The sequence below is a fragment of the Massilia sp. TSP1-1-2 genome, from assembly GCF_049896185.1.
Taxonomy (GTDB): Bacteria; Pseudomonadota; Gammaproteobacteria; order Burkholderiales; family Burkholderiaceae_D; genus Telluria_A.
The window spans coordinates 252,101-278,522 of the sequence record NZ_JAFCTU010000001.1 but is presented as its reverse complement, the minus strand read 5'-3'; the positions used below and the strand labels follow the sequence as shown (position 1 = coordinate 278,522).

The following is a 26,422-nucleotide window of genomic DNA, read 5'->3' as shown; positions in this document are numbered from 1 at the left end:
CGGTCCTCACTGTGCGCCGGCACCCAGCAGGCGCGCGCGCACCGCAGGGTCAAGCGCCTGCATCAAGTCGTCGACAAAGGCCGCCTGCAGCGCGAACGCGGCTTGGGCGTCGGCGCCGATGGTCGAGACCCGGAACAGGTAGCCGTCGGGGATGTAGTCGGACAGCGCGTACTTCAGCTCAACCAACTGGCGGTCGAGGTAGCTGCGCACCACGCTGCTGCCCATCGTGAACCAGTACGTTACCGGTTCGATGCGCGGCCCGTTCGAAGCCACCATGCGCGTGACGGGCACGTTGCGCCCGCCCACCCGCAGCTGGCCGCTGCGCAGCGCGTCGATCTGAAAGCCTTGCGCCACATAGCACACTTCCTGGCGGTGCGCGCGCAACTGGCGCGTCTGGTTCGATCCATAGGCGATGGCCAGCATCACGCGTTGTCCCTGCGGGTTGACGTAGGTGCGACTCAGCGTCTGGCTATAGATCTGGCTGATGGCTTCCTGCTTGACGCCGGACGGCACCACGGCGAGCACTTGCGGGTCGAGCCGCCAGCGCCCAAACGCGGCCGGCACGCTGGTTTCGAGCACGATCTTGGGCGCGGTATCGGCCAGCAGTTTTTGCGGCTTGATCAGTACGGCGGCGAGCGCGGCGCAAGCCATCAGCAGGGCCGGCGCCAGCGTGGCGCGCGGCGCGCCGAAGGCTGCGCTGGCTGGCGCGCGCGGCGCGGGCGCGCCGGCAGCGCGCCGGAACAGCGGGATGCCGGGACCGGCCACGCCGACGCGCAACAGCGAGTCGGCCGCGATGATCAGCATCAGCGCGCTGACAAACAGCACCATGCCGGCAAAACCGTGCAGGAAACCCTGCCCCGCCGCGTCGCCCAGGTGATAGGTGACCAGCGTGAGCACCAGCACGCGGATCACATTGCTGGCGAAGGAAATGGGCACGATCAGGATGGCCAACAACACATTGCGCGCCAGCGATTGATGGCGCACGACGTTCAGGTACAGCAGGCCAAGCGCCTCGAGCGTAAACAGCGTGTGCAGGCCGGCGCAGGCGTCGGCCACGAGCAACTGGTATTGCCCGATCTGCAAAATGACGCCGGTGCGCGAGATCGGGTAGCCGGCCCAGTAGAGCAGCTTGTCGACCAGGTAGGAGACGGCGGTTTTCATCGGCAGCGTCAGCATGTCGACCAGGGAGCCGGGCAACGGCAGCATGAACAGCATGAAGAACAGGGCGAACCACTGCACCCGCAACGCCGCGCCGCCGCGGGCCAGCAGCAGCAGACCGGCCAGGTTGGCCAGCAGGGAGCCGATCTCGAAGAGCGCGATATCCTGCGAGCGGCCCAAGAAATACAGCGCGCAGCCGAGCAGCAGCGCCGGCCAGCCCAGCCAGCTGCCGGGCGCGCCTTCGCTGGCGGCGAGCATGGCATTCCAGTTGCGGTAAATGAGCCACAGGGCGATGCCGAGGATGATGGGTCCGTGCGCCTGCTCTTCGGTGCCCCAGGGGCCGGTGAACATGCGGTACAAGCTGGGTATGTACATCAGCGCCAGCACCAGCGCCAGCGGGGCCCAGCCCGCGGTCTTGCGCAGGGCGCGCGCGCGCGACGCGCTGCCAGCCGCGCGCGCCATACCAAAGGCGCCATTGGCGGCGGCACTGTTGGCGGCGGCGCTGTTGGCGGCGGCGCTGTTGGCGGCGGCACTGTTCCCGGTCGCGCCGGCACCCGCTGGCGGCAACCGCAGGCTCATGGGAACTCCACCAGCACCGCGCCGAGCACCTTGGCGCCGTTCTGGCCCACCTTGTCGGCCAGCGCATGCAGCTGGTCAAGGTGGGTGCGGTGCTTGCGCGCCACGATCAGCACAGCGCCGGTGCGCGCGGCCAGCAGCAGGGCGTCGAGCGCGCGCGCGCTGGGCGTGACGTCGTACAGCACCACGTCGTGGCGCGCCTCGAAAGCGGCGTTCAGGCTGGTCATCGCCGGGCGGCTGAGCAGCTCTTGCGGATTGGGCGGCAGGGTACCGGCGCCCAGCAGCGAGAGCGTGCCGAACGACGCCAGCGGTTCGGTCAGGTCGGACTCGATGCGCCCGGCGAGCATGTCGGCCAAGCCCTGGCGCGCGCCCGTATTGAAAATGGCTTGCTGCGACGGATGGCGCAAGTCGGCGTCGACCAGCAGCGTGCGCCGCCCGAGCTGGGCAAAGGCGACCGCGAGGTTGGCGGCAAACAGGCTGGCGCCGTCGCCCTGCCCCACGCCGGCCACCACCAGCGACTTGTGGCCGCGCGCGAACCAGCGCAGCAGCAGCTGGCTGCGCACGGCGCGCAGCGTTTCCGCCCGCGCGCCAAAGGGATCGCAGGCGGCCACGAGGTAAGGCGAACAGCCGCCCTGGCCCGGTTGCACGTACGGATAGTCGAACTGGCGCGCCAGCACCTGATCGATGTCATCGTCGTCGACCAGGCCCAGGCGCTGGGCCGCTTCGCCGAAGCGAATGCCCAGTTCGTCCTGCATGCGCAGCACGCGCTCGGCGTGTTCGGGGGTGATTTTACCGGCAGCGAGCAGCAGCGCGCCAATGCGCGACTCGGCGCGGCGCTGCTGTTCGGCTGCGGCGATGGACAGTTCGGAATGGGTCATGCGATTCCCCTAGTTGAGCCGCAAACGGCGCGGCAGCATGGCGAGCATCGGATTGCGGCGCGCGCGTGTGGGCGCGCGCCAGTCGATGACGCCGAACACGGGCACCTGCAGCACGTCGACAACGTCGGCGTCCGAACGCACCCGGCGGTCGAGCATTTCGGCCAGCAAGGCGAACGCCAGACCCAGCATGGCACCCAGGAACAGCGCGACCATGGTGTTGAGCATCACGCGCGGGGCCGCCGCGCCGCTCGGAGCGGTGGCCGGGTTGAGCACGGAAATGTCGGACTGTTCGGATTGCCCCTCAATCTTGGTTTGCGAAAAGCGCTGCGCGGCCGCGTCAAAGGCGCGCTGCGCGCTCTCGACGTCCTTGACCAGCACGCCGAGCTCGTCGTGGTTGCGGTTCAGTTCGAGCACGCGCGTCTTTTGCGCCTCGAGCGCTGCGCGCAGGGCCCCCGCGCGCTGCTTGAGAATCTGCGCGTTGTTGCTCACGCTGTTGGAGGCCGACGCCAGCTGCGCGCCCAGCAAGGTGCGGATCTTGTCGACTTCGGCGCGCACGCTGCGGTACTGCGGGTGGTTGCTGCCCAGGCGCGCGCCCACCTCGGCCAGGCGCGTTTCGGCCGAGGCAAGCTGCACCTTGAGGTTTTGTACCACCGGGCTGGCCGCCACGTCGGGCGACTCGGCCGCGCGCTCGCCCAGCGCCATGCCCTGGCGCGAGGCGGCCTCCATGGCCTGGGCCTGGGCCGCGACCAACTGGGCCGACAGGTCGCCCAGCCGGTTCAGCTCAACGTCGACGCGGCTGTCGATGCTGACGATGCCGCGTTCCTGCTGGTATTTTGACAGGCGGCTCTGCGCCGCTTCGACATTGTCGCGCAACAGCCTGGTTTGCTCGTTGAAGTAGGCGGCCGCCTTTTTCATCGGTTCGGCCTTCAGTTCGACCGACAGCTTTTGGTATTCGTCGGCAAAAGCGTTGGCGATGCCGGCGGCAAAGCGCGGGTCCGAACTGCGGAAATTGATTTCCACCACGCTGCTCTCGCGCGACGGCACCACGTCCAGGTTCTTGAGGAGCAAGTCCGCCAGCCAGTCGCGCACGCTGCCCTCGCCGCCGGTGCTGGCGCGAAAGCGCTCCAGCACTTCCGGGCTGGACGCCAGCTTGAGGCGGTCGACCACGCGCCCGGCCACGTTCTTGCTGCTGATGATGTCGATCTGCGTGGCCATGTAGCCCGGCAGCAGCTGGCTGGGGATGACGATGCCGGTCAGGGTGTCCATGCCCTTGTAATTGAGCAGCACCGACGCGGTCGCGTTATACGACTTGGGCAGCAGCACGCTGACCAGGAAGGTCAGTGCAACGGTGACGAGCACGGTGGCGAAGATGATGCGCCTGCGCGCAAGCAGGATTAGCAAGAACTGGAACAGTTTCATCGGGCTACACTCCTGGTGGTGCCGGCGCCGCCGGCGATGGATCAGAACCAGCTCTCCTTGACATACACGACGTCGTCGACCTGGATCAGGTCGTCGCCGCGCGCTTTGATGGTGCGCAGTTGCCCTTGCCCGTCGCGCCGCTTGATGACCAGATCGCGCTCGGTGCCGCGCAGCGACAGCCCGCCCCCGGCCGACAGCGCCTGCGTCACCGTCATGGCCCGTTCCAGGCGAAAGGCACCGGGGCGCTGCACCTCGCCGTAGATATAGAAGCGGGGCGCACGCTCGACAAAGACAACGTCGCTGCCGCTGACCGGATAAGCGTCACCCAGCTGGCCGGCGCGCATCAGCTGCACCACGTCGACTTCGTCGCGCGTGCTCTGGCCGTTACGCGTGCGAATCAGGCTGACCTTGTCGCCACCGTCGCTGGAAATGCCGCCCGCCATGGCCAGCATGTCCATCAGGCTGCGCTTGCCCTCGACCGGATAGCGGCCCGGGCGGTTGACCTGGCCCAGCACCGACACCGTCTGGCTTTGCACGGCGGTGACGATGATGTTGACCTGGGGTTTTTTGACGTAGCCGCCGGCCTCGAGCAGCGCGGCGATTTTTTTTTCGGCCGCCGCCGTCGACAGCCCGCCGACTGCCACCTGCCCCACCAGCGGAAAGCTGATATTGCCCGCTTCGCTCACGCGCGTTTCAAGCGCCAGGTCGGGGCTGCCGTAGACCGACACCTTGACGACGTCGCCCTCGCCCAGCGGCAGGTCGGCGCCATGGGCAGCGCTGATGGAAAGCATGAACAGAGTCGCCAGGGCGGCATGCAAAAGTCGTTTCATGTTGTCACCTCGCTTGATGAGTGATGATGGGAATTGCCAAAAAAGCGCATGCTTATTTCAGTCCGGCCACGCCGCGCGCGGTCGCCTCGTACCCCGCCGCCGCCGACCGGGTTGGGCCGGCCGGGCTGGCGGGGCTGGCCGGGCTTCCGGCAGCGGCTGCGCTGGCCTGGCTGGCGCCGGGCAATGCCGCCAGGTTGAGATACTCGATGCGCGCGCCAGCGCGCAGGCGCGCAAGTTCGGCCTCGGCCGCCTCTTTGCCGCGCTTGGTCATGAGGAATTTTTCAATCTGGGGCGCCGCCAGCGCCAGCGAGGCTGGACTGTCCTTGATGCCGGTGATGCTGACCAACATGCTGCGCGCCCCTTCCTTGACCACGAACAGGCGCCCGGGCGTCATGCTTGCCAGCCGGGCCGCCAGTTCGGGCGCGAGGTCGGACGTGGTGCGCGATGCCTCGCCGCGCACGTACTTGATGCGCCTGGCGTCGAGCCAGGCGGCCACGTCGTCGAGCGTGCGCGCCTTGTCGGCCGCCAGCTTGAGCTCGTCGCTAAGTTCGCTCGTGTCGATGATGAGCTGCTGCATGTCGAACTGCTTGCGGCGGGCGAAAAATTCGGGATGCTTGCCGTAGTACTCGCTTACTTCCGCCGCGCCGGGCTTGTCGATGCCGCCGATTTTTTTCTGCATGTACGCTTGCGCGACGATCAGCGACTTGGCCCGTTCGATGGCCTGCACCACCTTGGGATCGCGGTCGAGCTTTTCGCGCGCGGCCTCGTTTTGCAGCAACTGGCGGTCGATCAGCGCCTCAAGCAGTTGCTTGCCGGCGCCTTGCTGCTGGGCTGCCTGCACATTGGCGCGCTGCAGTTCTTCGTTCAGCTGCAGCACGGTGATTTCCTTGCCGTTGACGCTGGCAAGCGCTTGCCCCGGCTTGGCCGGCGCATCGTTTTTGCTGCACGCCACCAGCAGGCCGGCGGCAAGCATGAGGGCCAAGATGTTCGTATTCAATTTGACTCCTAGCAATATTGTTAAGATTAATTAATACATAACATTCTGTCGAAATTATCACACACATAAAAAAAGAACGCGCCCATCGTGGCGACGAATTCCGCGCTGCATGCCGGGCTCGTGGCCCCGCCGCTCAGTGCGCGTTTTCGCGCGTGAGCACGACCTTGACGGTCTTGACGATGATCCACAGATCGAGCCACAGCGACCAGCTGCGCAGGTAATCGAGGTCGTAGCGGATGCGCGCTTCCATCTTCTCGAGCGTCTCGGTTTCGCCGCGCAAACCATTGACCTGGGCCCAGCCGGTGATGCCGGGCTTGACCTTGTGGCGCAGCATGTAGCCCTTGATCAGCTTGCGGTACTGCTCGTTGTGCGCCACCGCATGCGGGCGCGGCCCGACAATGCTCATGCGTCCCTGCAGCACGTTGACGAATTGCGGCAGTTCGTCCAGCGAATGGCGGCGCAAGAAAGCGCCCAGGCGCGTCACGCGCGGATCGCCCGCGCGCGCCTGGACGATGGCCGCGCCGTCGTCGGTCACGGTCATCGAACGGAATTTATAGACAATGATTTCCTCGCCATACAGCCCATAGCGGCGCTGGCGGAAAATGACCGGCCCGGGCGAGGTGCACTTGACCGCCAGCGCAATGAGCAGCATGGCCGGCAACAGCGCTGTCTGGATCGCCAGCGCCAGCACAATGTCGCTGCCGCGCTTGATCATGCTGTTCAAGCCCATGAAGGGCGTCTCGCAAATGGCGATGGCCGGCATCCCGCCCACATTGTCGAAGCGCGCCTGCATCAGGTCGAATATATAAATGTCGGGCAAAAAATAGACCGAGGCGGTGGTGTCCTGCAATTCGTCCAGCAGGCGGCGGATGCGCGGCTGGGCCGAGATCGGCTGGCTAATGAAGATGAGCTTAATGTTCTGGGCCCGCACATGGGGTGCGATGTCGGCCATCTTGCCCAGCATCGGGTGGCGCAGCGCGGGCGGGTGGCGTGCGGCCAGGCGGTCGTCGAAAAAACCGTCGACTTGCATGAACAGGTTTTTCTGGCGCTCGCAAATGCGCGCGAATTTCAGTCCCACCTCGTTGGCGCCGATGATGACGACCGAGCGCACTTCCGTGTGCCTGCCCTTGACGACGGCGCCGCGCCGCAAGCCGATATGGCTGACCAGCATCAGCAGCGGCACGGCCAGCACCCAGGCCAGCAACACGCGCGCGTCATAGTAGTACACCAGGCCGCTGGTACGGCCCAAAAACAGCAGCACCGCCACCGTCAGCAGCCAGCCGAACAGCGTGTCGCGCGCGTAGGCCAGCATGCGCCCGCTGCGCCAGGCGCGGTAGGGGTCAACCTGCTGGTACACGGCCGACGAGACGAAAAAGGCCAGGATCATCAGCACCAGCGCGTAGCCGTTGAAGGGCTCGCTGAAAAAGCGCGCCGACAGGTACAGCGTGCCCATGATGATCAAAGGGTCGAGCACGCGCTGGAAAAACGAAATCAGCGGTATGTCGTTGACCGTCATGGCGCGTTCAAAACTGGGCGCTGGCACTCACAGAAAACGTGTTGGCCTTGAAACTGCCGTTTCCCAGGAAGACGGCGCCGCTGCGGCGCTGGTGCGCATAGTTGGCGTTCAGTTGCAAGGTGCTGCGGGGCGACCAGGTGACGCCGAGCGCCGCATTGCGCAGCCGGTCGCGGGCCTGGCCCTGCAGCGCCGACAGAAAGCCCCCTTGATAGCGCCGCCGCTCGCTCGACAGCGAGGCGTCCACCCGCACTTTGGCGCTTGCATCCCAGCTGGCCCCGGCGCTGGCGCCGCGATTCAGGCTGTAGCTGACCAGGTCGCTTTCGACGGCGGCGAACTCGCGCCAGGCCGCCGCGTTCAGGCGCAGTTTCTGGCGCGGATTGAGGCTGGCCGTGACGCGGCCGTTAAAGCCCTTGGCGTCGCGCTGGCCAAGCAGCTCGTGGCGGCGCCTGGCGTAGCCGGCCAGCACATTGACGCTGCTTGCACCGGTGACGTTCCAATGGACCTTTGCTTTAAGCTCGTCCTGGGTGAAGTCGTCGTTGACCAGCATGCCACTGATGCTGCGTGGATTCGGATAGCGTCCCTTGACGCGGCGCACCACCACGCCGGCCGTGCTCCCGCTGCGGGGCGTAAAGTCAAGACCTGCCTCCAGCGCGTCTTCAGTGCGGTCGTTCACTTGCTGGATGGGAATTTGATAGCTGTACTTGTCGCGCGCGGCGGCCACGCGCAGGCGCCACTGCGGATGCATGCGCCAAGCGCCGTCGGCATGGCCGCGCCGGTGCTCGCGCAGGTTGCGCTCGCGCGTGCGGATATCGGTGTACGGCGCCAGCGTTTCGGCGTAACTGGCGCCCAGGCTGCCTTCAAGCCGGTTGCCGAGCTGCCAGTCGAGCAGGCCGAGCATGTCCTTGCCGTTGTAGTCGATCTGCTTGAAGTGATCGAACTTGACGCTCGACACCTTGCCTTGCAGGTAGACCTTCTGGCGACCGTAGGCCTTGTCGAACAACAGTCCACCGATCAGGTAGCGCGCCCAGTCGCTGCGCTGGTTGTCGAAGGCGGGCCGGTCGCCGGGGATGCGAAACAGGTTGTCGTCGTGCAAGGCGCCGGCGCTGGCAACCAGGTGAAAGCCGCCCAGGGGGCCGGGCGGAGTTTCAGGGCGCTGCTGGGCCGCCGCGCCACCGGCGAAGGCCAGTAGCAGAAGAGGTAGCACCAGCGGCGCAAGGCCGGGTGCAAACGCCGGCCCGGGGCCAGGATGAAGACGCGAAATGGTTGCCATCGTCGTTTGTCTTGGTGTTTGGTCGTTCTGTTAGCACGGCAATCATTACCAAAATGTCCATTGAGCAGTACGCACGATCCACAGGCCGAGGATGCCGTTGGTCACGCCATGCGCAACAATGGCCGGCCACAGCGATCGCGCTCGCATGTACAGCACGCTGTAAGCGGCGCCTGCAACAATGCCCGCCAGCCAGAGGTTATGCTCGAAGCCGAACAGCACTGCGGCGATGGCCACGCTCGAGAGCCTGACCTTGGCTGGATCAACGGATTCAAAATTGCTGTTGTCGAGCCAACGCAGCAGGAACGAGCGCCAGAACAGCTCTTCCATTACAGGCACCACCAGCGCCGCGCCCGCAATGCGCAGCCCCACCAGCAACCAGTCGACCTGGCCGTTGGTACGGGGGTCGAAACCTGCCGGGGAACCGATCAGCATCCAGCCGCTGCTCAGGCTGATCCACAGTGCAAAAACGGCCAGGCCGACCAGCACAGCGATACCAGCCCCTATAGGAGTGAGCCGGATGCTGTGGAGTTCCGTGTAGTATCGCCAGCATATGACCAGGGTCACGACAACGGTAAAGATCTTGACGGGATAGAGCCAGCGCAAAGCAGACGCGGACACGCCTAGCCGCTCGCGCAAGTCGGCGACGACGATGAAGGCCATGTAGGCCAGGAAAGGAAGGATGCGCACCCATGCCGCGTGGCTGAGCATGGGCGCGTTGGCGGTGCTCGCCTGGAGTGGGGATTGCCTGTCGTTGTCGGACATACTGTTCCATTTCCAGGCACGCGGCCCGTGAATCTCACCCTTGCTATCAGCCCTTGGCGCGCGCCTCGATCAATTCCCATTTTTCAAGCGCGTCCACCAGCAACTGGTCGATCTGCTCGAAACGGGTATTCATGCGCTTGGCGTCGGCCGGATTGGTCTTGTAGAAATCCGGCGCATTGAGCTGGGCCGTGATGGCCGACTGCTCGTCCTCGAGGCTGGCGATCAACAGCGGCAGCTCGTCGAGCTCGCGCTGTTCCTTGTAGCTCAACTTGACTTTTTTGGCAACCGGCGTTTGCGCGGCAGCGGCGGCGGCGGCAGCCTTGGCGGCCGGCTTGGGCGTGGCCGGGGCCAGCGCCTTGACGCGTTCCCAGTCGCTGTAACCGCCCACGTATTCGCGCCAAAACCCATCGCCTTCGGCCACGATGACCTGGGTCACCACGTTGTCGAGGAAGGTACGGTCGTGGCTGACCAGGAATACGGTGCCGGTATAGTCTTCCAGCAATTCCTCCAGCAATTCGAGGGTGTCGATGTCCAAATCGTTGGTCGGCTCGTCAAGCACCAGGCAGTTGGCCGGCTTGGCGAACAGGCGCGCCAGCAGCAGGCGGTTGCGTTCGCCGCCCGAGAGCGACTTGACTGGCGAGCGCGCGCGTTCCGGCGCGAACAAGAAGTCGTTCAGGTAACTCATCACGTGCTTTTTGGCGCCATTGATTTCGACCCAGTCGCTGCCCGGCGCGATGGTGTCCATCAGCGTGGCGTTCTCGTCGAGCTGAGCGCGCATCTGGTCGAAATACGCGACCTGCAGCTTGGTGCCCAGCTTGACCTTGCCACTGTCGGCGGTTTCTTCGCCCAGGATCATTTTCAGCAAGGTGGTCTTGCCGGCGCCATTCGCGCCAATCAGCCCGATCTTGTCGCCGCGCAGGATGGTGGCGCTGAAGTCCTTGACGATGACTTTTGCGCCGTAGCTCTTGCTTACGCCCTCGAGGTCCGCCACGATCTTGCCCGAGCGCTCGCCCGACGTCACTTCCAGCTTGACCTGGCCTTGCTGGTCGCGGCGCGCGGCGCGCTGCAGGCGCAGCGCTTCGAGACGGCGCACGCGCCCTTCGTCGCGCACGCGGCGTGCCTTGACGCCCTTGCGGATCCAGATTTCTTCTTGCGCGAGCACCTTGTCGAACTTGGCCGCTTCCACTTCTTCAATTTCCAGCTGTTCGCTCTTGCGCGTCTGGTAGGCGGTAAAGTTGCCCGGATATGACAGCAGCTTGCCGCGATCGAGTTCAATGATGCGGGTCGCCACGTTGTCGAGGAACGAGCGATCGTGGGTAATGAACAGGACCGAGCCCTTGAAGTCGCGCAGCAAGCTTTCCAGCCACATGATCGAGCGGAAGTCGAGGTGGTTGGTCGGCTCGTCGAGCAGCAGCACGTCGGGCGCCGACACCAGCGCCACGGCCAGCGCCACGCGCTTTTGCATACCGCCCGAAAGCGTACCCATCAGCATGTCGCCCGATAGGCTCAGCCGGTCAAGCGTGGTATCGACCTTGTTTTGCATGCTCCAGCCGTCGCAGGCGTCGAGCTTGACTTGCAAGTCGTGCATGCGGTCCATCAGCGCGTCGTCGTCGCCCTGCCCGAACTGGCCGGTCAGTTGCTCGTACTCGGCCAGCATGGCAGCTTGCTCGCCCATGCCGGCGGCAACCGCGTCGAACACGGAGGTGGCCGGGTCGAAGCTCGGTTCCTGCTCGACGTAGGCGATTTTCAGGCCCTGTTGCTGGACCAGCAAGCCATCGTCGAGCTTGAACTTGCCCGAAATGACTTTCAACAGCGATGACTTGCCGGTGCCGTTGCGCCCGATCAGGCCGACGCGCTCCGTGGTTTCAAGGGAAAATTCTGCATGATCGAGCAGCGCGACGTGGCCGAACGCGAGTTGCGCCGACGATAGGGAGATGACAGCCATAGTGATTTCAGAGTGCGCGGCCCGGAACTGGCGGCCAAATTGAGGAAAGAACGCAGTATTGTACAGATAGATGCGCTACAGCACCCATCTGGGTGCCAATTTACCGACAAGCAACCGACAAGCGACCGACAAGCGACCGACACGCAGGGCGGCAAGTGGTGGTATCGCCAGCAGGAATCGAACCTGCATCTATCCCTTAGGAGGGGATTGCACTATCCATTGTGCGATGGCGACACACCAGCGGCGAATTATACAGGGTAGGCAGGCGTGCCGAAAGCTCAACAAGGGCATTGTTGTACGCGGCCGGTTGCGCGGCCCTCCTTCGTCGTGGCGCTAGTCGCCAAGAAACCGTTCCATTGGCGTTAAGGGGCGCGACAATGCTCACACAACGGTAAGCGCGATCAAAACGGCGCAACAGGCGCATGCCGCTTCCACCAGCGGCCTAGCTGCTGCCCACCGCGCTGTTCGCCGCAAGCAAGGTAACCGCACACCAGCGCGCCCCCTTCCCGCAAGCCATCGTTGCCGGCGCACAGTTTGCAGACCAGCTTACGCGCTACCTCCCCATCGTTGAGCAAACCGAGTTGGCGCTGCAAGCCGGCCATTGCCCCAAGATACGGGCGCACGCGCCTGGCGGGATACACCGACGCAAAAAATTCAGCGGCATAGCGCGCGCGCTTGGCCGCGATGCGCACGCGGTGCCGCTGCTCCGGCGTAGCGCCCTTGAGCTTGCTTCCACGCTTGAGCAGACGCTGCTGCTCCGCTGCCAGCACGGTATCGGCGAAATCGACAGCGTGCATCTTCAGCCGGGTCTTGCCTTTGGGCGATAGACCATCGCGCCAGCCGCGTTGGTCCACCCACTGTTCCAGGTGCTTGACCAGCCTTTTAAATCGCAGTGAGGAAACCTCCCGGGCCACCTGTTCGTGCGACGCCAGGCGTGCCTGTTGCACGGCATCCCTGACGCCGGCCAGCGCAGGGTTGCCCGGCAATGCATCCTCGACCTGCGGCAGCGTTTCGGTCAGCAGCACGTCCCAGTCGCGCGCCGGTCCGAGCTGGTCCATCAGCCACACCAGTTCCAGCGCGATCTCCTCGGGCGAGCGCAACACCTCATCGAACATCGCCAGCGCGGCGCGCAAGCGGCGCACTCCCACGCGCATCTGGTGCAAGCTTTCCATGTCATGGAAACGCGTAACGCCGACTTCGTTTTCCAGTATCTGTTCGATACCGTTGCGCATGATCGCCTCGAAGGATTGCTCCAGGCTCATGCGCTTGCTGAGGTGCAAAGCAGCAGCCTTGGCTGCTTTGGGTGTCGTGGGAAATTGAACAGCGGCGTCCATGTGAGTTCCTCCTCACTGCCATTGTGAGCGTGATTACCATACGAGGTGGTTTCGTTACCTCATTGTATGTTCAAGCAGTGAGCGTCCCGGCACCTTCGATCAGCGATCAGGCAGGCTGTCCAGAAACGCGGGACCACAACCGCGCAAGCGGGCCGGCGTGTCATCAATGAACGGCGGCGCCAGGATATTGTTGGCATATAGCGCCATCAATCCCGAGACCAGCAACACCGGCAGTGCAGTCCAGCCCAGTGGTTCGTAGGAATACCCCATGGCGCCAACGATGCACAGGCCGCCGAACACAAGCAGCCCAAGAGCGGTCAGATTGAAGGCGCGGCGGCGCTGACGATGCGCGCCGCACAGGCCGATGGCGAGTTTGACTTGCTTGCGTACGATCAGGTGGGCAATGATGTAAAACAGCAGCGCGACAAACAGCAGAATATACCAGCCCGGACTGTGCCAACTGTAGGTGCGCGGCTTGTCCATGGTCGCCGGCGCATTGCATTTCACGCAGCGCTCAGGCAAGCCTTGGCCCGCCGGCACCACCAGCAATTTGCCATCTCGAAAGCATTCAGTTCCCGAACTGTTCAGTGCGGACTGTGGTGGGGCATACGGATTGGCAACGGGTTTGTCGAAATTCAAGATGGCGCTCCGAGTGTCTCTGGTAACAGGATGATTGTTGCACATGCGCGCCGCAATAGTGGCGTGCCATCCTCATGCAAAATCATGACAAAATGTAATTTTTTGTATGTGCAGACAGACAGTGTTGGCCCTACTGCTCAGGAATCACCGCCGTCACCTCGATCTCCACCCGCGCCCGGTCTTCGATCAGCCCGGCCACCTGCACCGCCGTCATGGCCGGAAAATGGCGCCCGATCACGTCGCGATACGCCTGCCCCACTTCCTTGTGCGCGGCCAGGTATTCCTTCTTGTCGAGCACGTACCACGTCATGCGCACGATATGCTCCGGCTTGGCACCCGCCTCGGCCAGCACATCGACGGCATTTTGCAGCGCCTGGCGCACTTGTCCCGCAAAGTCGTCGGTATGAAACGCGCATTGGCCATCCCAGCCGATCATCCCGCTCACATGCACGCTGCGCCCGCTGGCCGCTATGCCGTTTGAATAGCCGCGGGCGCGGGCCCACCCGGGAGGTTGAAGAAAGTCCATGTCAAACCCTTTGTTGTCTAGCCGATCTGCTGTTCAGTGGCCGCGTCGCGCAGCAGTTCGCGCGCGATGATCAGCTGTTGCACTTCGGTCGCGCCTTCATAAATGCGCAAGGCGCGAATCTCGCGGTACAGCCGCTCCACGGGGTGCTCGCTCACCACGCCCAAGCCGCCAAACATTTGCACCGCCGCATCGATCACCTTTTGCGCCGTTTCGGTCGCCGTCATCTTGGCCATCGCCGCTTCCTTGGTCACCTTGCGGCCCTGGTCGCGCTGCCAGGCGGCGCGGTAGGTCAGCAGCGCGCAAGCGTCGATCCCGGTTGCCATCTCGGCCAGCTTGGCCTGCGTCAGCTGGAAGTCGGCCAGCGTCTGGCCGAACATCTTGCGCGTGGCGGCGTGGGCGATCGCTTCGTCAAACGCGCGCCGCGCAAAGCCCAGGGCAGCGGCGGCAACCGAGGTGCGAAACAGGTCCAGCGTTGCCATCGCCACCTTGAAGCCTTGCCCGCCCTCGCCCAGGCGTGCACTGGCCGCCACGCGGCAATTGCGAAACACCAGGCGCGCCAGCGGATGCGGCGCGATGACGTGGATGCGCTCGGCGATTTCCAGGCCCGGCGTATCGGCGTCGACTATCAAGGCGCTGATGCCGCGCGCGCCGGGCGCTTCGCCCGTGCGGGCAAACACCACGTAAAAGTCGGCGATGCCGCCATTCGAGATCCAGGTTTTTTCGCCATTCAGCACATAGCTGTCGCCATCGCGCACCGCGGCGCACTGCATCGCCGCCACGTCCGAGCCAGCCTGCGGTTCCGACAGCGCGAACGCCGCAATCGCTTCGCCGCGCCCCACGCGGGCCAGGTAGCGCTCCTTGTTGGCAGCGCTGCCGAACAGCGAAATGGCGCCGGAGCCCAGACCTTGCATTGCAAAGGCGAAGTCCGCCAGGCCATTGTGGCGCGCCAGCGTCTCGCGAATCAGGCAAATGGCGCGCGTGTCGATGGCGCCGCTGTCCTTGCCCACGGCGAAATGCAGCCAGCCGGCGTCGCCCAGCTGGCGCACCAGCTTGCGGCAATCTGCATCGACATCAAGCCCGTGCGCGCCGGCCACGTGTTGCAAGGCCCAGGCGTCGAGCGATTTTTCCAGTTCGCCATGGGCCGGCGCGAAAAACGGCCAGTCCAGATAGGTTTTGTCTGCCATGTCAGTCGCCTTCAAATTGCGGTGTTTGTTTGGCTACAAAGGCGTGGTAGGCGCGATGAAAGTCGTTGGTCGCCATGCAGATTGCCTGCGCCTGCGCTTCGGCTTCGATCGCTTCATCCACGCCCATATTCCACTCCTGCTGCAGCATTTTTTTGGTCATGCCGTGCGCAAAAGTGGGGCCGTCGGCCAGCGCGCGCGCCATTGCCTGCGCCTGCGCGAGCAGCGTTTCGGGCTCGCTGATGCTGTTGAAAAACCCCCAGCGCTCGGCCTCCGTGCCCGACATCGAACGCCCGGTGTACAGCAGTTCGGCGGCCCGGCCCTGCCCGATCACGCGCGGCAGCAGCGCGCAGGCGCCCATGTCGCAGCCGGCCAGGCCCACGCGCGCAAACAAAAAGGCGGTCTTGCTGCGCGCCGTGCCAAGGCGCAGGTCCGACGCCAGCGCCAGGATCGCCCCGGCGCCGGCGCAAATGCCGTCAACGGCGGCGATCACGATCTGCGGGCAGGCGCGCATCGCTTTGACCAGGTCGCCCGTCATGCGGGTAAAGGCCAACAGGCCAGGCATGTCGAGCTGCGTGAGCGGGCCGATAATGTCGTGCACGTCGCCACCCGAACAAAAATTTTCGCCGGCGCCCGTGATCACGAGCGCCTTCACATCGTCGGCATACGCCAGCGCGCGAAACAGGTCGCGCAGTTCGGCGTAGGAGTCGAACGTCAGCGGGTTCTTGCGCTCGGGGCGGTTCAAGGTGACGGTCGCCACGCCCTGGTCGACGTCAAAGCGAAAGTGCGTGGCCTGGTAGTTGGCCAGCGCGCTGCGGTTGCCCGGCAGCTGCTGCGCCTGGCCTGGAAGATAGCGCATGGTGAGTCCTTAATCTTTCTTGTCGTCCGACGTGTTCAGGTGCTGCTTCATGTGCGACAGCAGGTGGATCAATTGTCCCTTGTCTTCGGGCGAAATCGCGTGCAGCATCTCGGCGATCCAGCCTTCGTGCACCACCGCCATCTGGGCAAAGGTGCGCCGCCCGGCGTCGGTCAGCTTGACGGTGTAGACGCGCCGGTCCTTCGCATCCGGCACGCGCGCGACCAGCTTTTCCTGCTCCAGCTGGTCGGTGATGCCGGTGATGTTCCCGCCGGTGACCATCATGCGCTTGGACAGCTCGCCCATGCGCAAGCCGTCCGGATGGCGTTCGAGCTGCGCCATCAGGTCAAAGCGCGGCAGCGTGATGTCGAACGTGGCGCGCATGCGGCTGCGGATCTCGTTCTCGATACGCACCGTGCACGAGAGCATGCGCAGCCACAGTTTAAGCGACTGGTGATGGTCTTGCGTGAGGCGGCTGGCAAGGTCCAGCGCCGCCTCCTGATTGCCGTTTTCCATTTCGCCCATGTCAGCTCTCCAGGAGTTTGGCCGCCACCTGCTGCGGCGTGAGGCCGGCGCCGGCGGCGGCCAGCTGCCGCTCGCGCTCCAGGTTGCGTTCGAGCTGCAGCTTGGCGGGCCGGTACTGCTTGGGCCACTCCACCGCCGCAAAGCCGATCCTGGCCGTCTCGGTCAGCGTCCACGCCGGGTTGGCCAGGTGCGGACGACCGACCGCGCACAGGTCCGCGCGCCCGGCCGCGATGATGCTGTTGGCGTGGTCCGCCTCGAAGATCGCGCCTACCGCCATGGTCGCAATGCCCGCTTCGTTGCGCACGCGGTCGGCGAACGGCGTCTGGAACATGCGCCCGTAGACCGGCTTCTCCTGCTTGCTCACCTGTCCCGACGAGCAGTCGATCAGGTCGGCGCCGGCGTCCTTGAACAGGCGCGCGATCTGCACCGCGTCGTCGGGCGTGATGCCGCCTTCGACCCAGTCATGGGCCGAAATGCGCACGCTGATCGGCTTGTCCGCCGGCCAGGCCGCGCGCATGGCGCGAAACACCCGCAGCGGATAGCGGCAGCGGTTTTCCAGGCTGCCGCCGTAGGCGTCCTGCCGGTAGTTGGTCAGTGGCGAAATGAACGAGGACAGCAGATAGCCGTGCGCGCAGTGCAGCTCGAGCCAGTCAAACCCGGCTTGCGAAGCGGCGCGCGTCGCGCGCACGAAATCGGCCTCGATGCGCGCCATGTCTTCCTCGGTGGCGGCGCGCGAGACTTGCGACACGCCTTCCAGGTACTGCTGGCTGGACGCCGACACCAGCGGCCAGTTGCCGTCGGCGAGCGGCTGGTCGATCCCTTCCCACATCACGCGGGTCGATCCCTTCGCGCCCGCGTGACCGAGCTGGATCGCGATTTTGGCGCTGGTATTGGCATGCACAAAGTCGACGATGCGCGTCCACGCAGCCGTATGCTCAGGCGTGTACATGCCCGGGCAGGCGGGCGTGATGCGCGCGTCCGCCGACACGCACGTCATCTCGGCGAACACCAGGCCCGCGCCGCCCATGGCGCGCGCGCCCAGGTGCACCAGGTGGTAGTCGCCGGCCACGCCATCGACTGCCGAATACTGCGCCATGGGCGAGACCACGATGCGGTTCTTGAGCGTGACCGCGCGCAGGCGGAAGGGCGTGAGCATCGGCAGCATTTGACTTTGACCCTGCCGCTGGCTCGGCGCCGCCACGCCTGCCTGTTCGCAGGCGCGCCGCGCAATCCACTCCTCAAAACCGGCCACGTAGGCAGCGTCGCGCAGGCGCAGGTTTTCGTGCGACAGGCGCTGGCTGCGGGTAAGCATCGAGTAGGCAAACTGCGGCGCTTCCATCGCGCTGTAGCGTTCAACGTTTTCGAACCACTCCATCGAGTTGCGCGCGGCGCCCTGCAGCTTGAGCACTTCGAGCGCGCGCGCGTCCTGGTATGCCTCCAGCGCGTCGCGCGCCGTGGCGTGCTTGCCAAAGCAGCGCGCCAGTTCTATGGCGTCTTCCAGCGCCAGCTTGGTGCCCGAACCAATCGAGTAATGCGCCGAGTGCGCCGCGTCGCCCATCAGCACCACTGGCGTGGCGCCGTTCCAGTGTACCCACTGGGCGCACGCCACGCGCGGGAATGTGATCCACATGGCAGAACCGCGCAGGTGACTGGCGTTGGACATCAAGCCATGGCCGTCCAGCTGGTCGGCGAACAGGCGCTCGCAAAACGCGATCCCCTCTTCTTGCGTCATCTGTTCCAGGCCGCTGTTGCGCCATACTTCCTCGGGCGTCTCAACGATAAAGGTCGAGGTGTCGGCGTCGTACTGGTAAATGTGGGCCTGGAACCAGCCATGCTCGGTTTGCTTGAAGGCGAACGTGAACGCGTCGAACTTCTTGCGCGTGCCCAGCCACACAAAGCGGCAGCGGCGCGCTTCCACCTGCGGCTGGAAAGTGGCCGCATAGCGCTTGCGAATGCGGCTGTTCAAGCCATCGGAGGCGATCACCAGGTCGGCCTGGTAAGCGGCGGCGATCTGCTGGTCGTCCTCGACATCGCATTCGAAGATCAGCTGCACGCCCAGCTCTTCGCAGCGCCGCTGCAAGATATTGAGCAGGCGCTTGCGCCCGATGCCGCAAAAGCCATGCCCGCCCGAGGTGATGCGTTCATCCTTGAAGAAGATGTCGATATCGTCCCAGTGGTTGAACGATTGCAAGATGGCGCGCGCCGATTCTTCATCGGCCAGCGACAGGTTGCCCAGCGTCTGGTCGGAAAACACCACGCCCCAGCCAAAGGTGTCGTAGGGGCGGTTGCGCTCGACGACGACGATGTCATGCGACGGGTTCTGCTTTTTCATCAGCAGACTGAAATACAGGCCGGCGGGTCCCCCGCCGATACAGACGATGTTCATTTATGCGGCTCGCAGTTTGAAGCGTTGAAGCTTGCCCGTTTCGGTACGCGGCAGCTTGTCGATGAAGGTGATCGCACGCGGATACTTGTAGGGCGCAATCTGCGCCTTGACGTAATCCTGCAAATCGCGCACCAGTGCGGCGTCGGCCGCCACGCCCGGCTTGACGATGACGTAGGCCTCGACTAGCTGGCCGCGTTCGTCGTCGGCGCGGCCCACCACGGCGCATTCGAGCACCGCCGGATGGCGCAGCAGCACGTCTTCCACCTCCGGGCCGGCGATGTTGTAGCCGGCCGAAATGATCATGTCGTCAGTGCGCGAGCGGTAGTAAAAATAACCGTCGGCGTCCATTTCATAGGCGTCGCCGGTCAGATTCCAGCCGTCGTGCACATAGTCCAGCTGGCGCGCGTCGGCCAGGTAGCGGCAGCCGGTCGGGCCCTTGACGGCCAGACGCCCGATCACGCCGGGGCCGGCCAACGCCCCGTCGGCGCCGATAATGCAGGCTTGGTAGCCGGGCACCGGCTTGCCGGTGGCGCCGGGCCGGATGTCGTCGCCGGCGGCCGAAATGAAAATGTGCAGCAGTTCGGTCGCGCCGATGCCGTCGATCATGCAAAGGCCCGTTGCCGCCTGCCAGGCGTCGCGCGTGGCCAGCGGCAGCGCTTCGCCGGCCGACACGCTCTTGGCCAGGCTGGACAAATCAAAACCGGCGGCCAGCGGCGCCATCTGGCGGTAAAAAGTGGGCGCGGTAAAACAGACGGTGGCGCGGTAGCTGGCAATCGCGGCCAGCAAGCTGTCAGGGGTGAGTTTTTCCAGCAGCACGCCGGCCGCACCTACGCGCAGCGGAAACAGCAGCAGTCCGCCCAGGCCAAAGGTGAACGCCAGCGGCGGCGTGCCGATAAAAATATCGTCAGCCTGCGAGGCGAGCGTGTGGCGCGGGAAGCAGTCGCAAATGGCCAGTGCGTCGCGATGAAAATGCATCGTCCCTTTTGGCACGCCCGTGGTGCCCGACGTAAAACTGATCAGGCAAACGTCGTCGGCGGCCGTGTCCAGCGCTGCAAAGGGCGTTGTGTGGCGCGCCATGCGCAGTTCCAGCGCATCCGGCTGGCCCGGCGCGTTGAAGTAGACGATGTGGGAAACCGGTCCAGCCAGAGCGTCGATCTCGCCGCGCAGGTTGGCCGAGCAGAGCACCGCGTCGATGCGCGCCTTGCCCGCGATGGCCTCCAGTTCGCGCGCGCGCAGCAGCGGCATGGTCGGCACGGCGATCAGCCCCGCCTTGAGCACGGCCAGGATGCAGGCGGCCATCATCGGGTTGTTGGCGCCGCGCAGCAGCACGCGGTTGCCGCTGACCAGGCCCAGGTCGCGCCGCAGCACGTGGGCAATCGCGTCGACCCGGCGCTGCAGTTCGCCATAGGTCCAGCGCTCGCTTGCGCCAATGACGGCGATGCGCTCGCCCCAGCCTCTGGCCACGGCCGCGTCAAGCAGTTCGGCCACGCAGTTCAGGCGCGCGGGATAGGCCAGCTCGGGCAGGTCGAAATGGAAGTCGGGCCACTGCTCGGGCGGGGGCAGATGCTCGCGCGCGAACGTGTCCTGGTAGGCCGATGGGCTCAATACTGGTGCAGTGAAGCGTGTCATGGTCGCCCCGATGCGGTTCAGTCAAATATCCGAGCAGATACTTTAGACTTAAACTATCGCCCGATCAAGACAAATCGCAAACCAGGCGGCAAACGTGGCGGCGCATCTGGCCCGGCAGGCTCGGCAGGCTCGCGGCGCTTCAAGCTCCCAGCGATCAGGCGGCGCGCTGCAGCCGCTTGACCGCTTCGCTCTGGTGCATCACTGCGCGCACTGTCTCGCCCAGCGCGTCGCGCACCTGCTCGTCGTCGAGCGTGCCTTCGGGAAAGCCGCGCAGGATGGCGGCCGCCTCGCCCAGGCCGAGCGTCAGGCAGCCGGCGTGCAGGCGCTCCAGACGCACGCGCGCCTGGCTCGACTGGCCTCCCGCGAGCAGCGCGGCGATGTCGCCGCTGGCACTGGTGAGCTGCGCCTGAAAGCCGCCCAGATAGACCAGCAGGCGTTCGCCGTTGATGCCCAGGCGCTGCATGGTGGCCTGCGCGGTCTCGGCGCCGGGCGTGGGCGCGGGTGCAAACGGCGCCATGTAGGTCTTGACCTGCTCGCCCTGGAACGGCTTGACCAGGTAGCCGTCCACGCCCAGGACTTCTGCCTGGCCGACCGTGGCGCTGTCGTTGGCGGAGGTGACCAGCACGAACGGCATGGCGCCCAGCGCGCTGTCGGACTTGACGCGGGCCAGCAGATCCATGCCGGACAAGCGCGGCATGCGCAGGTCGCAAAAACAGATCGCGGGGCGCAGGCCGTCTGCCATTTGCTGCCAGGCGTCCTCGCCGTCTTCGGCTTCGAGGATGTCGAATTTGCCGCACGCGTCGATCAGGTGCATGAGCACCATGCGCGAGACCACGTCGTCGTCGACTACCAGAACTTTCATGCCTGTCTCCATTGTGAGGCCTGCTCGTAGTATGGCAAGTCAATCAATATTACAGCAAATTCATGGGCGATTTAAGCATTAAATATTGAACAACTCAAATTGAACAAGGCCATGTTTTGAGCGCAGCTTGAAAAGCACGTGCGATAACCAGCCCTACCCTCTGCTGGCGTGGTTGGCGCTGGCCGCAAAGTGGTCGAGCAGAACGCGCAGCTGCGGCAGGCCCGCCTCGACCTGCTCCCACTGCCGCGCGTCGGCGCCCGCTTCCAGTTCGCCGCACAGCGCGTGCAGTTCGCGCGCGTCGAGGTAGGCGGCGCTGCCGCGCATGCCGTGCAGCAGGCGCCCCGCCTCGAACTGGTCGCGCGCGGCGACGGCGGCCTCAAGGTCGGCGCGCCGTCCAGGCAGGTCGGCCACGAACGCGGCGCGCATGCGCGCTTTCAGGTCGCTGCTGCGGCGCCCCGCATTGTGCGGCGGCGCGATCGACAGCGCCGGCCCGCCCGTAAACACGCCGAACATGGTGTCCAGTTCACTGGTGCTTGGCGCCGGCGCGCCGGGTGCGGCCATGGGCGCCATTGCAATGCCGCGCGCCAGCTGATGCGCGATGGCGCGTCCGAGCTGGCAGTGGAGCGCAGCTTCATCGACGGGTTTGCTCAAAAAGTCGTCCATGCCGCTGTCAAGGTAGCGCGCGCGGTCTTCCTCGCTGGCGTTGGCGGTGAGCGCGACGATCATCAGCGCGCTGTCCTGCACCGGGGCGCCGCGCACCCCGCCGGCGCGGATCAGGCGCGTGGCGGTGGCGCCATCCATTTCCGGCATGCGGGCGTCCATCAGTATCAGGTCGTAGCGCACGGCGGCGCAGGCGGCCACGGCGAGCGCGCCATTGTCGGCGATGTCGACTTCATGCCCGAGTTCTTCGAGCATCATGCGGATGATGATCTGGTTGGTCGGGAAGTCTTCGGCGCACAGCACGCGCAGGCGGTAAGGGTGCGGCGCGAGCGGCGCATCGTGCGCGCTGGCCGGCGCCACGCCGGCGGCCAGCGGCAGCACCACGCTGAAGGCGCTGCCCTGCCCGAGCGTGCTGTCGACCTCGATCCGCCCGTCCATCAGGTCGACCAGCTGGCGGCAGATCGCCAGTCCCAGGCCGGTGCCGCCGTAGCGGCGCGTGGTGGTGCTGTCGGCCTGCTCGAACTTCTGGAACAACCTGCTCAAAGCGTCGGGCGCAATGCCGATCCCGCTGTCTTGCACCGTCAAGCGGATCAGGTGCGACTGTTCGGGCGCGCCGGGCAAAGGCTCGACCCGCACCCGCACCGCGCCGGCATGGGTGAACTTGAAGGCGTTGCCCACCAGGTTGACCAGCACCTGGCGCAGCCGGGTCGGGTCGCCCTTGACGAACGGCGGCAGGCGCGCATCGAGCTCGATGGCAAAATCGATGCTGCGCGCGGCGGCTTGGCCCTCGAACAGGGTGGCCACGTTGTCGAGCATGGGCTTGAGCGCAAAATCGATGTGCTCGAGCGTCAGCTTGCCGGCCTCGATCTTGGAAAAGTCGAGCAGGTCATTGATGATGGTCAGCAGCGACTGGGCGTTGGCCTGGCCGCGCGCGATCTGTTCGCGCGTATTGTCCTGCAGGTGCGCATCCTTGAGCGCAAAGCGCAGCATGCCGATCACGCCAGCCAGCGGGGTGCGCATTTCGTGGCTCATGTTGGCCAAAAATTCGGACTTCTGGCGCGTTGCATCCTCCGCCTTGAGCTTGGCCACGCGCACCTGCTTTTCCTGCTCGACCAGCCGGGCCTGGGTCTCTTCAAGTTCGCGGTAGGCGCGCGCATTGTCGAGCGCCACGGCGGCGTGCGCGGCCAGCGTTTGCAGCATGTCCATGTGCACCTGCTGGTACGCGTTCTTTTCCACGCTTTGCACCGACAGCACGCCCATCACGCGCTGCTTGACGATCAGCGGCACGTACATGGTGGACACCGGCAGCGAGCCCAGGGCGTTGTCGAGCAGCGCCGACGGCGGCGGCGCGCTGGGCGGGGCCTCCAGATAATTCGGCCACTCAGTGGCGATGTCGTTGATGAACACTTCGCGCCGGTGTTCCAGGCACCACACGGCCAATTGCAGCGGATCGGACAGCGCGCGGCTGTAGAGCGGGCGCCGCACGCCCTGGTCCATTGCGAACGGAAACGTCAGCTGGCCGGCCGCCTCGTCGAAAAAACCGATACCGAAAATGCGCGCGTCCATCAGGTGGTGCACATGGCGGTACACCGTCATCATGATGGTTTCCATGTCGAGCGTGGCGGTCAGCTCGCGTCCGATTTCGGACAGCACCGAGATATTGCGGTGCGCTTGCTCGACGTTTTCCTTCTGGCGCTCCACTTCCGCCTTTTGGCGCTCGGCCTCGGAGCGGCGCAGGTCCGCTTCGCAGCGCTCGCTTTCGGCGTCGCTGCGGCGCGTTTCAAGTTCGCCCTTCTGGGTTTCGAGCAGCCGGTTCTGCTGCTCGATTTCGAGCGTGCGCGCGCTCACCTGGCGCTCGAGCCGCTCCTTCTGGCGCTGCAGGCCGGACAGGCGGCCCCGGTAGGCGCCCCAGGCGCTGCCCAGCACCAACAGCGCTGCGCCCGTGCGCAGCCACCAGGTCTTCCACCACGGCGGCAGGATCGTCACCGTCAGCGTGGCTGCGTCCGCGCTCCACACGCCGTCCTTGTTGGCCGCCTTGACGCGGAACGAATAGCGTCCCGGGTCCAGGTTGGTGTAGGTGGCGAAGCGGCGCGCCGCGTCGGTGACGACCCAGTTTTCGTCAAAGCCCACCAGTTGGTAGGCGAAGCGGTTGCGCTGGGGCGCGGCGTAGTGCAGGCCGACGAACTCGAACGAAAACACCGAGTCGGCCGCTGCCAGCGTCAGCGCGCCGGTTTTTTCGATGGGCGCCGTCAACAGGCGCGGGTGGACCTGTTCGACCGGCTTGTTAAAGATCTGAAAGCCCGTGATGACGGCGCGCGGCGCCATGCCATTGTCGTGGATCGCATCCGGGAAAAACGCCGTCACGCCATTGAAGCCGCCAAAGTACATGGCCCCGTTGGGCGCGCGCAGCGCCGAGCCGTCAAAGTACGCCCCTTCGATGGTGCCGTCGATGGCGCTGTAGTTGCGCCACTGGCCGCTCTTGACATCGAGGCGCGAAATGGCGCTGTTGGTGCTGACCCACAGCTTGCCCGCGCCGTCTTCAAGCATGGCCGCCACGCCTTCGTCGGCCATGCCGTCCTGCACCGTGTAGCGTTTGAAGCGCGCCTGGCCGTCGGCGCCGATCCGCATGCGATTCAGGCCGCCCGCGGTGCCCACCCACAGCGTGCCTGCACTGTCTTCAAGCAGGTAGTGCACCTCGTCGTGGGAAAGGCTTTCCGGATTGCGCGCATCGTGCCTGAAGTGGCGGAACTTGCCGCTGGCGCGGTCGAGCAGTTCGAGGCCGTCGAAGGTGCCGATCCACAGCCGGCCGCGCCGGTCCTCCAGGATCGGGCGACCGATATTGTCGGACAAGCTGGTGCTGTCGCTCGCATCGTGGCGGTAAGTCAGTACCTTGCCGCTGGCCGGGTCGAGCCGGTGCAGGCCGCCGCGCGAAGTGAGCCACAGCATGCCGGCGCGGTCGGTGAGCATGCCGCGGATGGTATTGCTGTCGGCGTCGCCGTTGGCCAGCACGTGGCGCTGCATGGCGCCGCTCGGGTCGATGCGCGTGAGGCCCGTGGTACTGCCCACCCACAGCGCGCCCTGGCGATCGCGCGCCAGCGCGCTGGCGGTTTGGCCTGCCAGTGTGTTCGGGTCGGCGGCGGCGTGCCGGTAAAAGCGCGCCTCGCCGCTGACCGGGTCGACCCGGCTCAAGCCATCGTTACTGCCGATCCACAGCTTGCCGTCGCCGGCGTCGAGGATGGCGCGCGCCTTGTTGTCGAGCAGCGCATACGGCGCGGCGCTCTGACGCACGATGCGCGCGAAGCCGCCGCTGTTCAAGTCGACCCGGCTCACGCCCGCGTACCAGGTGCCGACCCAAAAGGTGCCGACGCGATCGCGGTACAGGGCCGACACCTGGTTGTCGCCCACGCTGCGGTTGTCGCCCGGCGCGTGCCGGTAGTTGGCAAAGCGGCGCGCGGCGCCGTCCCACAGATACAGGCCGTCGACACAGCTGCCGACCCACACGGCGCCTTCGGCATCCTGGTACAAGGCGCTGATGGCGCCCGCCTTCAAGCCGTGCGCGGCGCCCAGCGCCACGCGCGGCGCGCCAGGTTGGCCCAGCTTCCAGCTTTCCAGGCCGCCCTGGCTGCCGATCCACAGCGTATTGCTGCGGTCTGCCATCAGCGCCGCCACGGCAGTCAACTTCGGATCGGCGCCGGCGGCGGTATGGTGGATAAACGGTGCGCCGCGCCCGGCCAGGCTGTCCAGGCCCGCATTGGTGCCGATCCACAGCGTGCCGGCGCGGTCCAGCGCCAGCGCGCCGATCTGGTCGTCGGCCAGGCTGGCCGGATTGGCGCTGTCGTGGTGCCAGGCCTGGAAAGCGCCGCTGGCCGGATCGAAGTGCTGCAGGCCGTCGCCCGTGCCCAGCCACAGGGCGCCGTGGCCGTCGTCGACGATGGTGCGGATGCGCCGGTTGCCGTTGCCATTGCGCTGCGCCTCGCCGGGGCGGTAGTGGCGAAAGCTGCGCGTGGCCGGGTCGAACAGGTCCAGGCCGCCGTCGGTGCCGATCCACATGCGGCCCTTGGGATCGATGTGCAGCACGCGCACCCAGTTGTTGACCAGGCTGCGCGCGTCGCCGGTGGCGTTGCGGTAGTTGATGACGCGGTAGCCGTCAAAGCGCGACAGGCCGCCCTGGCTGCCGAACCACATGAAGCCGTCGCCATCCTGGGCCACGGCCAGCACCGATTCCTGGGCCAGGCCCTGGTCCACCGACAGGTGCTCGAAGCGCAGCGTGCGCGCTGGCGCGCCGCCGGGCGCGGCCTGGGCTGACGGCAGCCAGAATGGCAACAAGCCCAGCACGCAGCACAGCAGACAGCACAAGCGCCAGAACAACGCAGAGAACAAGGCAGAGAACAAGGCAGAGAACAAGGCGGTAGGCAGCGCGACGAAGCGCCGCAACATCGGACCGTGAGAGCAGGCGCGGGTCGGCAAGGTCAA

The 26,422-nt window shown here is 65.6% G+C and carries 19 protein-coding genes and 1 tRNA gene; all 20 read right to left on the bottom strand.

What is annotated here, in order from left to right:
- Positions 1 to 6: 6 nt before the first annotated feature.
- Positions 7 to 1,737, bottom strand: coding sequence for an exosortase B (gene xrtB, locus ACP7BV_RS01285; RefSeq protein ID WP_426100686.1), 1,731 nt, complete (start codon positions 1,735 to 1,737; stop codon positions 7 to 9).
- Positions 1,734 to 2,612 carry a polysaccharide biosynthesis tyrosine autokinase gene (locus ACP7BV_RS01280; RefSeq protein ID WP_426100684.1) on the bottom strand — a complete coding sequence of 293 codons (879 nt, stop codon included), beginning with the start codon at positions 2,610 to 2,612 and terminating at the stop codon, positions 1,734 to 1,736. The genes xrtB and ACP7BV_RS01280 overlap by 4 nt, the downstream gene beginning before the upstream one ends.
- 9 nt (positions 2,613 to 2,621) lie before the next feature.
- Positions 2,622 to 4,031, bottom strand: coding sequence for a chain length determinant protein EpsF (gene epsF, locus ACP7BV_RS01275; protein WP_426100682.1), 1,410 nt, complete (start codon positions 4,029 to 4,031; stop codon positions 2,622 to 2,624).
- Positions 4,032 to 4,072: 41 nt separating this feature from the next.
- Positions 4,073 to 4,861 (bottom strand): polysaccharide export protein EpsE, encoded by a 789-nt coding sequence (epsE, locus tag ACP7BV_RS01270; RefSeq protein ID WP_426100680.1) that lies wholly within the window; start codon positions 4,859 to 4,861, stop codon positions 4,073 to 4,075.
- Positions 4,862 to 4,913: 52 nt separating this feature from the next.
- Positions 4,914 to 5,858: an EpsD family peptidyl-prolyl cis-trans isomerase gene (locus tag ACP7BV_RS01265; protein ID WP_426100678.1), complete on the bottom strand. Its 945-nt coding sequence runs from the start codon at positions 5,856 to 5,858 to the stop codon at positions 4,914 to 4,916.
- A 133-nt stretch (positions 5,859 to 5,991) separates the two neighbouring features.
- The gene (locus ACP7BV_RS01260; RefSeq protein ID WP_426100676.1) at positions 5,992 to 7,374 is read right to left on the bottom strand and encodes an undecaprenyl-phosphate glucose phosphotransferase; all 1,383 of its coding nucleotides are present in this window, start codon (positions 7,372 to 7,374) and stop codon (positions 5,992 to 5,994) included.
- A 7-nt stretch (positions 7,375 to 7,381) separates the two neighbouring features.
- The gene (epsL, locus tag ACP7BV_RS01255) at positions 7,382 to 8,644 is read right to left on the bottom strand and encodes an XrtB/PEP-CTERM-associated polysaccharide biosynthesis outer membrane protein EpsL (RefSeq protein ID WP_426100674.1); all 1,263 of its coding nucleotides are present in this window, start codon (positions 8,642 to 8,644) and stop codon (positions 7,382 to 7,384) included.
- A gap of 45 nt (positions 8,645 to 8,689) precedes the next feature.
- Positions 8,690 to 9,406 carry a CAAX prenyl protease-related protein gene (locus ACP7BV_RS01250; RefSeq protein ID WP_426100672.1) on the bottom strand — a complete coding sequence of 239 codons (717 nt, stop codon included), beginning with the start codon at positions 9,404 to 9,406 and terminating at the stop codon, positions 8,690 to 8,692.
- A 46-nt stretch (positions 9,407 to 9,452) separates the two neighbouring features.
- The gene (locus tag ACP7BV_RS01245) at positions 9,453 to 11,351 is read right to left on the bottom strand and encodes an ATP-binding cassette domain-containing protein (RefSeq protein WP_426100670.1); all 1,899 of its coding nucleotides are present in this window, start codon (positions 11,349 to 11,351) and stop codon (positions 9,453 to 9,455) included.
- Between the two features lie 159 nt (positions 11,352 to 11,510).
- Positions 11,511 to 11,585, bottom strand: a tRNA-Arg gene (locus tag ACP7BV_RS01240).
- 167 nt (positions 11,586 to 11,752) lie between these two features.
- Complete coding sequence (locus ACP7BV_RS01235; protein ID WP_426100669.1) at positions 11,753 to 12,685, bottom strand: CHAD domain-containing protein; 933 nt, start codon at positions 12,683 to 12,685, stop codon at positions 11,753 to 11,755.
- A 99-nt stretch (positions 12,686 to 12,784) separates the two neighbouring features.
- Positions 12,785 to 13,168: a hypothetical protein gene (locus ACP7BV_RS01230; RefSeq protein ID WP_426100667.1), complete on the bottom strand. Its 384-nt coding sequence runs from the start codon at positions 13,166 to 13,168 to the stop codon at positions 12,785 to 12,787.
- Between the two features lie 286 nt (positions 13,169 to 13,454).
- Positions 13,455 to 13,850, bottom strand: coding sequence for a RidA family protein (locus ACP7BV_RS01225; RefSeq protein ID WP_426100665.1), 396 nt, complete (start codon positions 13,848 to 13,850; stop codon positions 13,455 to 13,457).
- Positions 13,851 to 13,867: 17 nt separating this feature from the next.
- A complete protein-coding gene (locus ACP7BV_RS01220) occupies positions 13,868 to 15,034 on the bottom strand; it encodes an acyl-CoA dehydrogenase family protein (RefSeq protein WP_426100663.1) in 1,167 nt (388 codons plus the stop codon).
- Position 15,035: 1 nt separating this feature from the next.
- Positions 15,036 to 15,890 carry an enoyl-CoA hydratase family protein gene (locus tag ACP7BV_RS01215; protein ID WP_426100661.1) on the bottom strand — a complete coding sequence of 285 codons (855 nt, stop codon included), beginning with the start codon at positions 15,888 to 15,890 and terminating at the stop codon, positions 15,036 to 15,038.
- Between the two features lie 9 nt (positions 15,891 to 15,899).
- Positions 15,900 to 16,412: a MarR family winged helix-turn-helix transcriptional regulator gene (locus tag ACP7BV_RS01210; RefSeq protein WP_426100659.1), complete on the bottom strand. Its 513-nt coding sequence runs from the start codon at positions 16,410 to 16,412 to the stop codon at positions 15,900 to 15,902.
- A 1-nt stretch (position 16,413) separates the two neighbouring features.
- Positions 16,414 to 18,798: a bifunctional salicylyl-CoA 5-hydroxylase/oxidoreductase gene (locus tag ACP7BV_RS01205; protein ID WP_426100657.1), complete on the bottom strand. Its 2,385-nt coding sequence runs from the start codon at positions 18,796 to 18,798 to the stop codon at positions 16,414 to 16,416.
- On the bottom strand, positions 18,799 to 20,427 hold the full coding sequence (locus ACP7BV_RS01200) for an AMP-binding protein (RefSeq protein WP_426100655.1): 1,629 nt from the start codon (positions 20,425 to 20,427) through the stop codon (positions 18,799 to 18,801). It abuts the gene before it with no gap.
- A gap of 154 nt (positions 20,428 to 20,581) precedes the next feature.
- A complete protein-coding gene (locus tag ACP7BV_RS01195) occupies positions 20,582 to 21,289 on the bottom strand; it encodes a response regulator (protein ID WP_426100653.1) in 708 nt (235 codons plus the stop codon).
- 153 nt (positions 21,290 to 21,442) lie between these two features.
- Positions 21,443 to 26,422, bottom strand: a complete 4,980-nt coding sequence (locus ACP7BV_RS01190; protein WP_426100651.1) for a two-component regulator propeller domain-containing protein — start codon at positions 26,420 to 26,422, stop codon at positions 21,443 to 21,445.

What these genes read in the sequence shown, in the direction of transcription:
- ACP7BV_RS01245 (WP_426100670.1), bottom strand. Translation starts at nt 11,351, where the DNA reads ATGGCTGTCATCTCCCTATCGTCGGCGCAACTCGCGTTCGGCCACGTC.
- ACP7BV_RS01205 (WP_426100657.1), bottom strand. Translation starts at nt 18,798, where the DNA reads ATGAACATCGTCTGTATCGGCGGGGGACCCGCCGGCCTGTATTTCAGT.
- ACP7BV_RS01215 (WP_426100661.1), bottom strand. Translation starts at nt 15,890, where the DNA reads ATGCGCTATCTTCCAGGCCAGGCGCAGCAGCTGCCGGGCAACCGCAGC.
- epsF (WP_426100682.1), bottom strand. Translation starts at nt 4,031, where the DNA reads ATGAAACTGTTCCAGTTCTTGCTAATCCTGCTTGCGCGCAGGCGCATC.
- ACP7BV_RS01235 (WP_426100669.1), bottom strand. Translation starts at nt 12,685, where the DNA reads ATGGACGCCGCTGTTCAATTTCCCACGACACCCAAAGCAGCCAAGGCT.
- ACP7BV_RS01260 (WP_426100676.1), bottom strand. Translation starts at nt 7,374, where the DNA reads ATGACGGTCAACGACATACCGCTGATTTCGTTTTTCCAGCGCGTGCTC.
- ACP7BV_RS01225 (WP_426100665.1), bottom strand. Translation starts at nt 13,850, where the DNA reads ATGGACTTTCTTCAACCTCCCGGGTGGGCCCGCGCCCGCGGCTATTCA.
- ACP7BV_RS01200 (WP_426100655.1), bottom strand. Translation starts at nt 20,427, where the DNA reads ATGACACGCTTCACTGCACCAGTATTGAGCCCATCGGCCTACCAGGAC.
- ACP7BV_RS01210 (WP_426100659.1), bottom strand. Translation starts at nt 16,412, where the DNA reads ATGGGCGAAATGGAAAACGGCAATCAGGAGGCGGCGCTGGACCTTGCC.
- ACP7BV_RS01280 (WP_426100684.1), bottom strand. Translation starts at nt 2,612, where the DNA reads ATGACCCATTCCGAACTGTCCATCGCCGCAGCCGAACAGCAGCGCCGC.
- ACP7BV_RS01230 (WP_426100667.1), bottom strand. Translation starts at nt 13,168, where the DNA reads ATGGACAAGCCGCGCACCTACAGTTGGCACAGTCCGGGCTGGTATATT.
- epsL (WP_426100674.1), bottom strand. Translation starts at nt 8,644, where the DNA reads ATGGCAACCATTTCGCGTCTTCATCCTGGCCCCGGGCCGGCGTTTGCA.
- xrtB (WP_426100686.1), bottom strand. Translation starts at nt 1,737, where the DNA reads ATGAGCCTGCGGTTGCCGCCAGCGGGTGCCGGCGCGACCGGGAACAGT.
- epsE (WP_426100680.1), bottom strand. Translation starts at nt 4,861, where the DNA reads ATGAAACGACTTTTGCATGCCGCCCTGGCGACTCTGTTCATGCTTTCC.
- ACP7BV_RS01250 (WP_426100672.1), bottom strand. Translation starts at nt 9,406, where the DNA reads ATGTCCGACAACGACAGGCAATCCCCACTCCAGGCGAGCACCGCCAAC.
- ACP7BV_RS01220 (WP_426100663.1), bottom strand. Translation starts at nt 15,034, where the DNA reads ATGGCAGACAAAACCTATCTGGACTGGCCGTTTTTCGCGCCGGCCCAT.
- ACP7BV_RS01195 (WP_426100653.1), bottom strand. Translation starts at nt 21,289, where the DNA reads ATGAAAGTTCTGGTAGTCGACGACGACGTGGTCTCGCGCATGGTGCTC.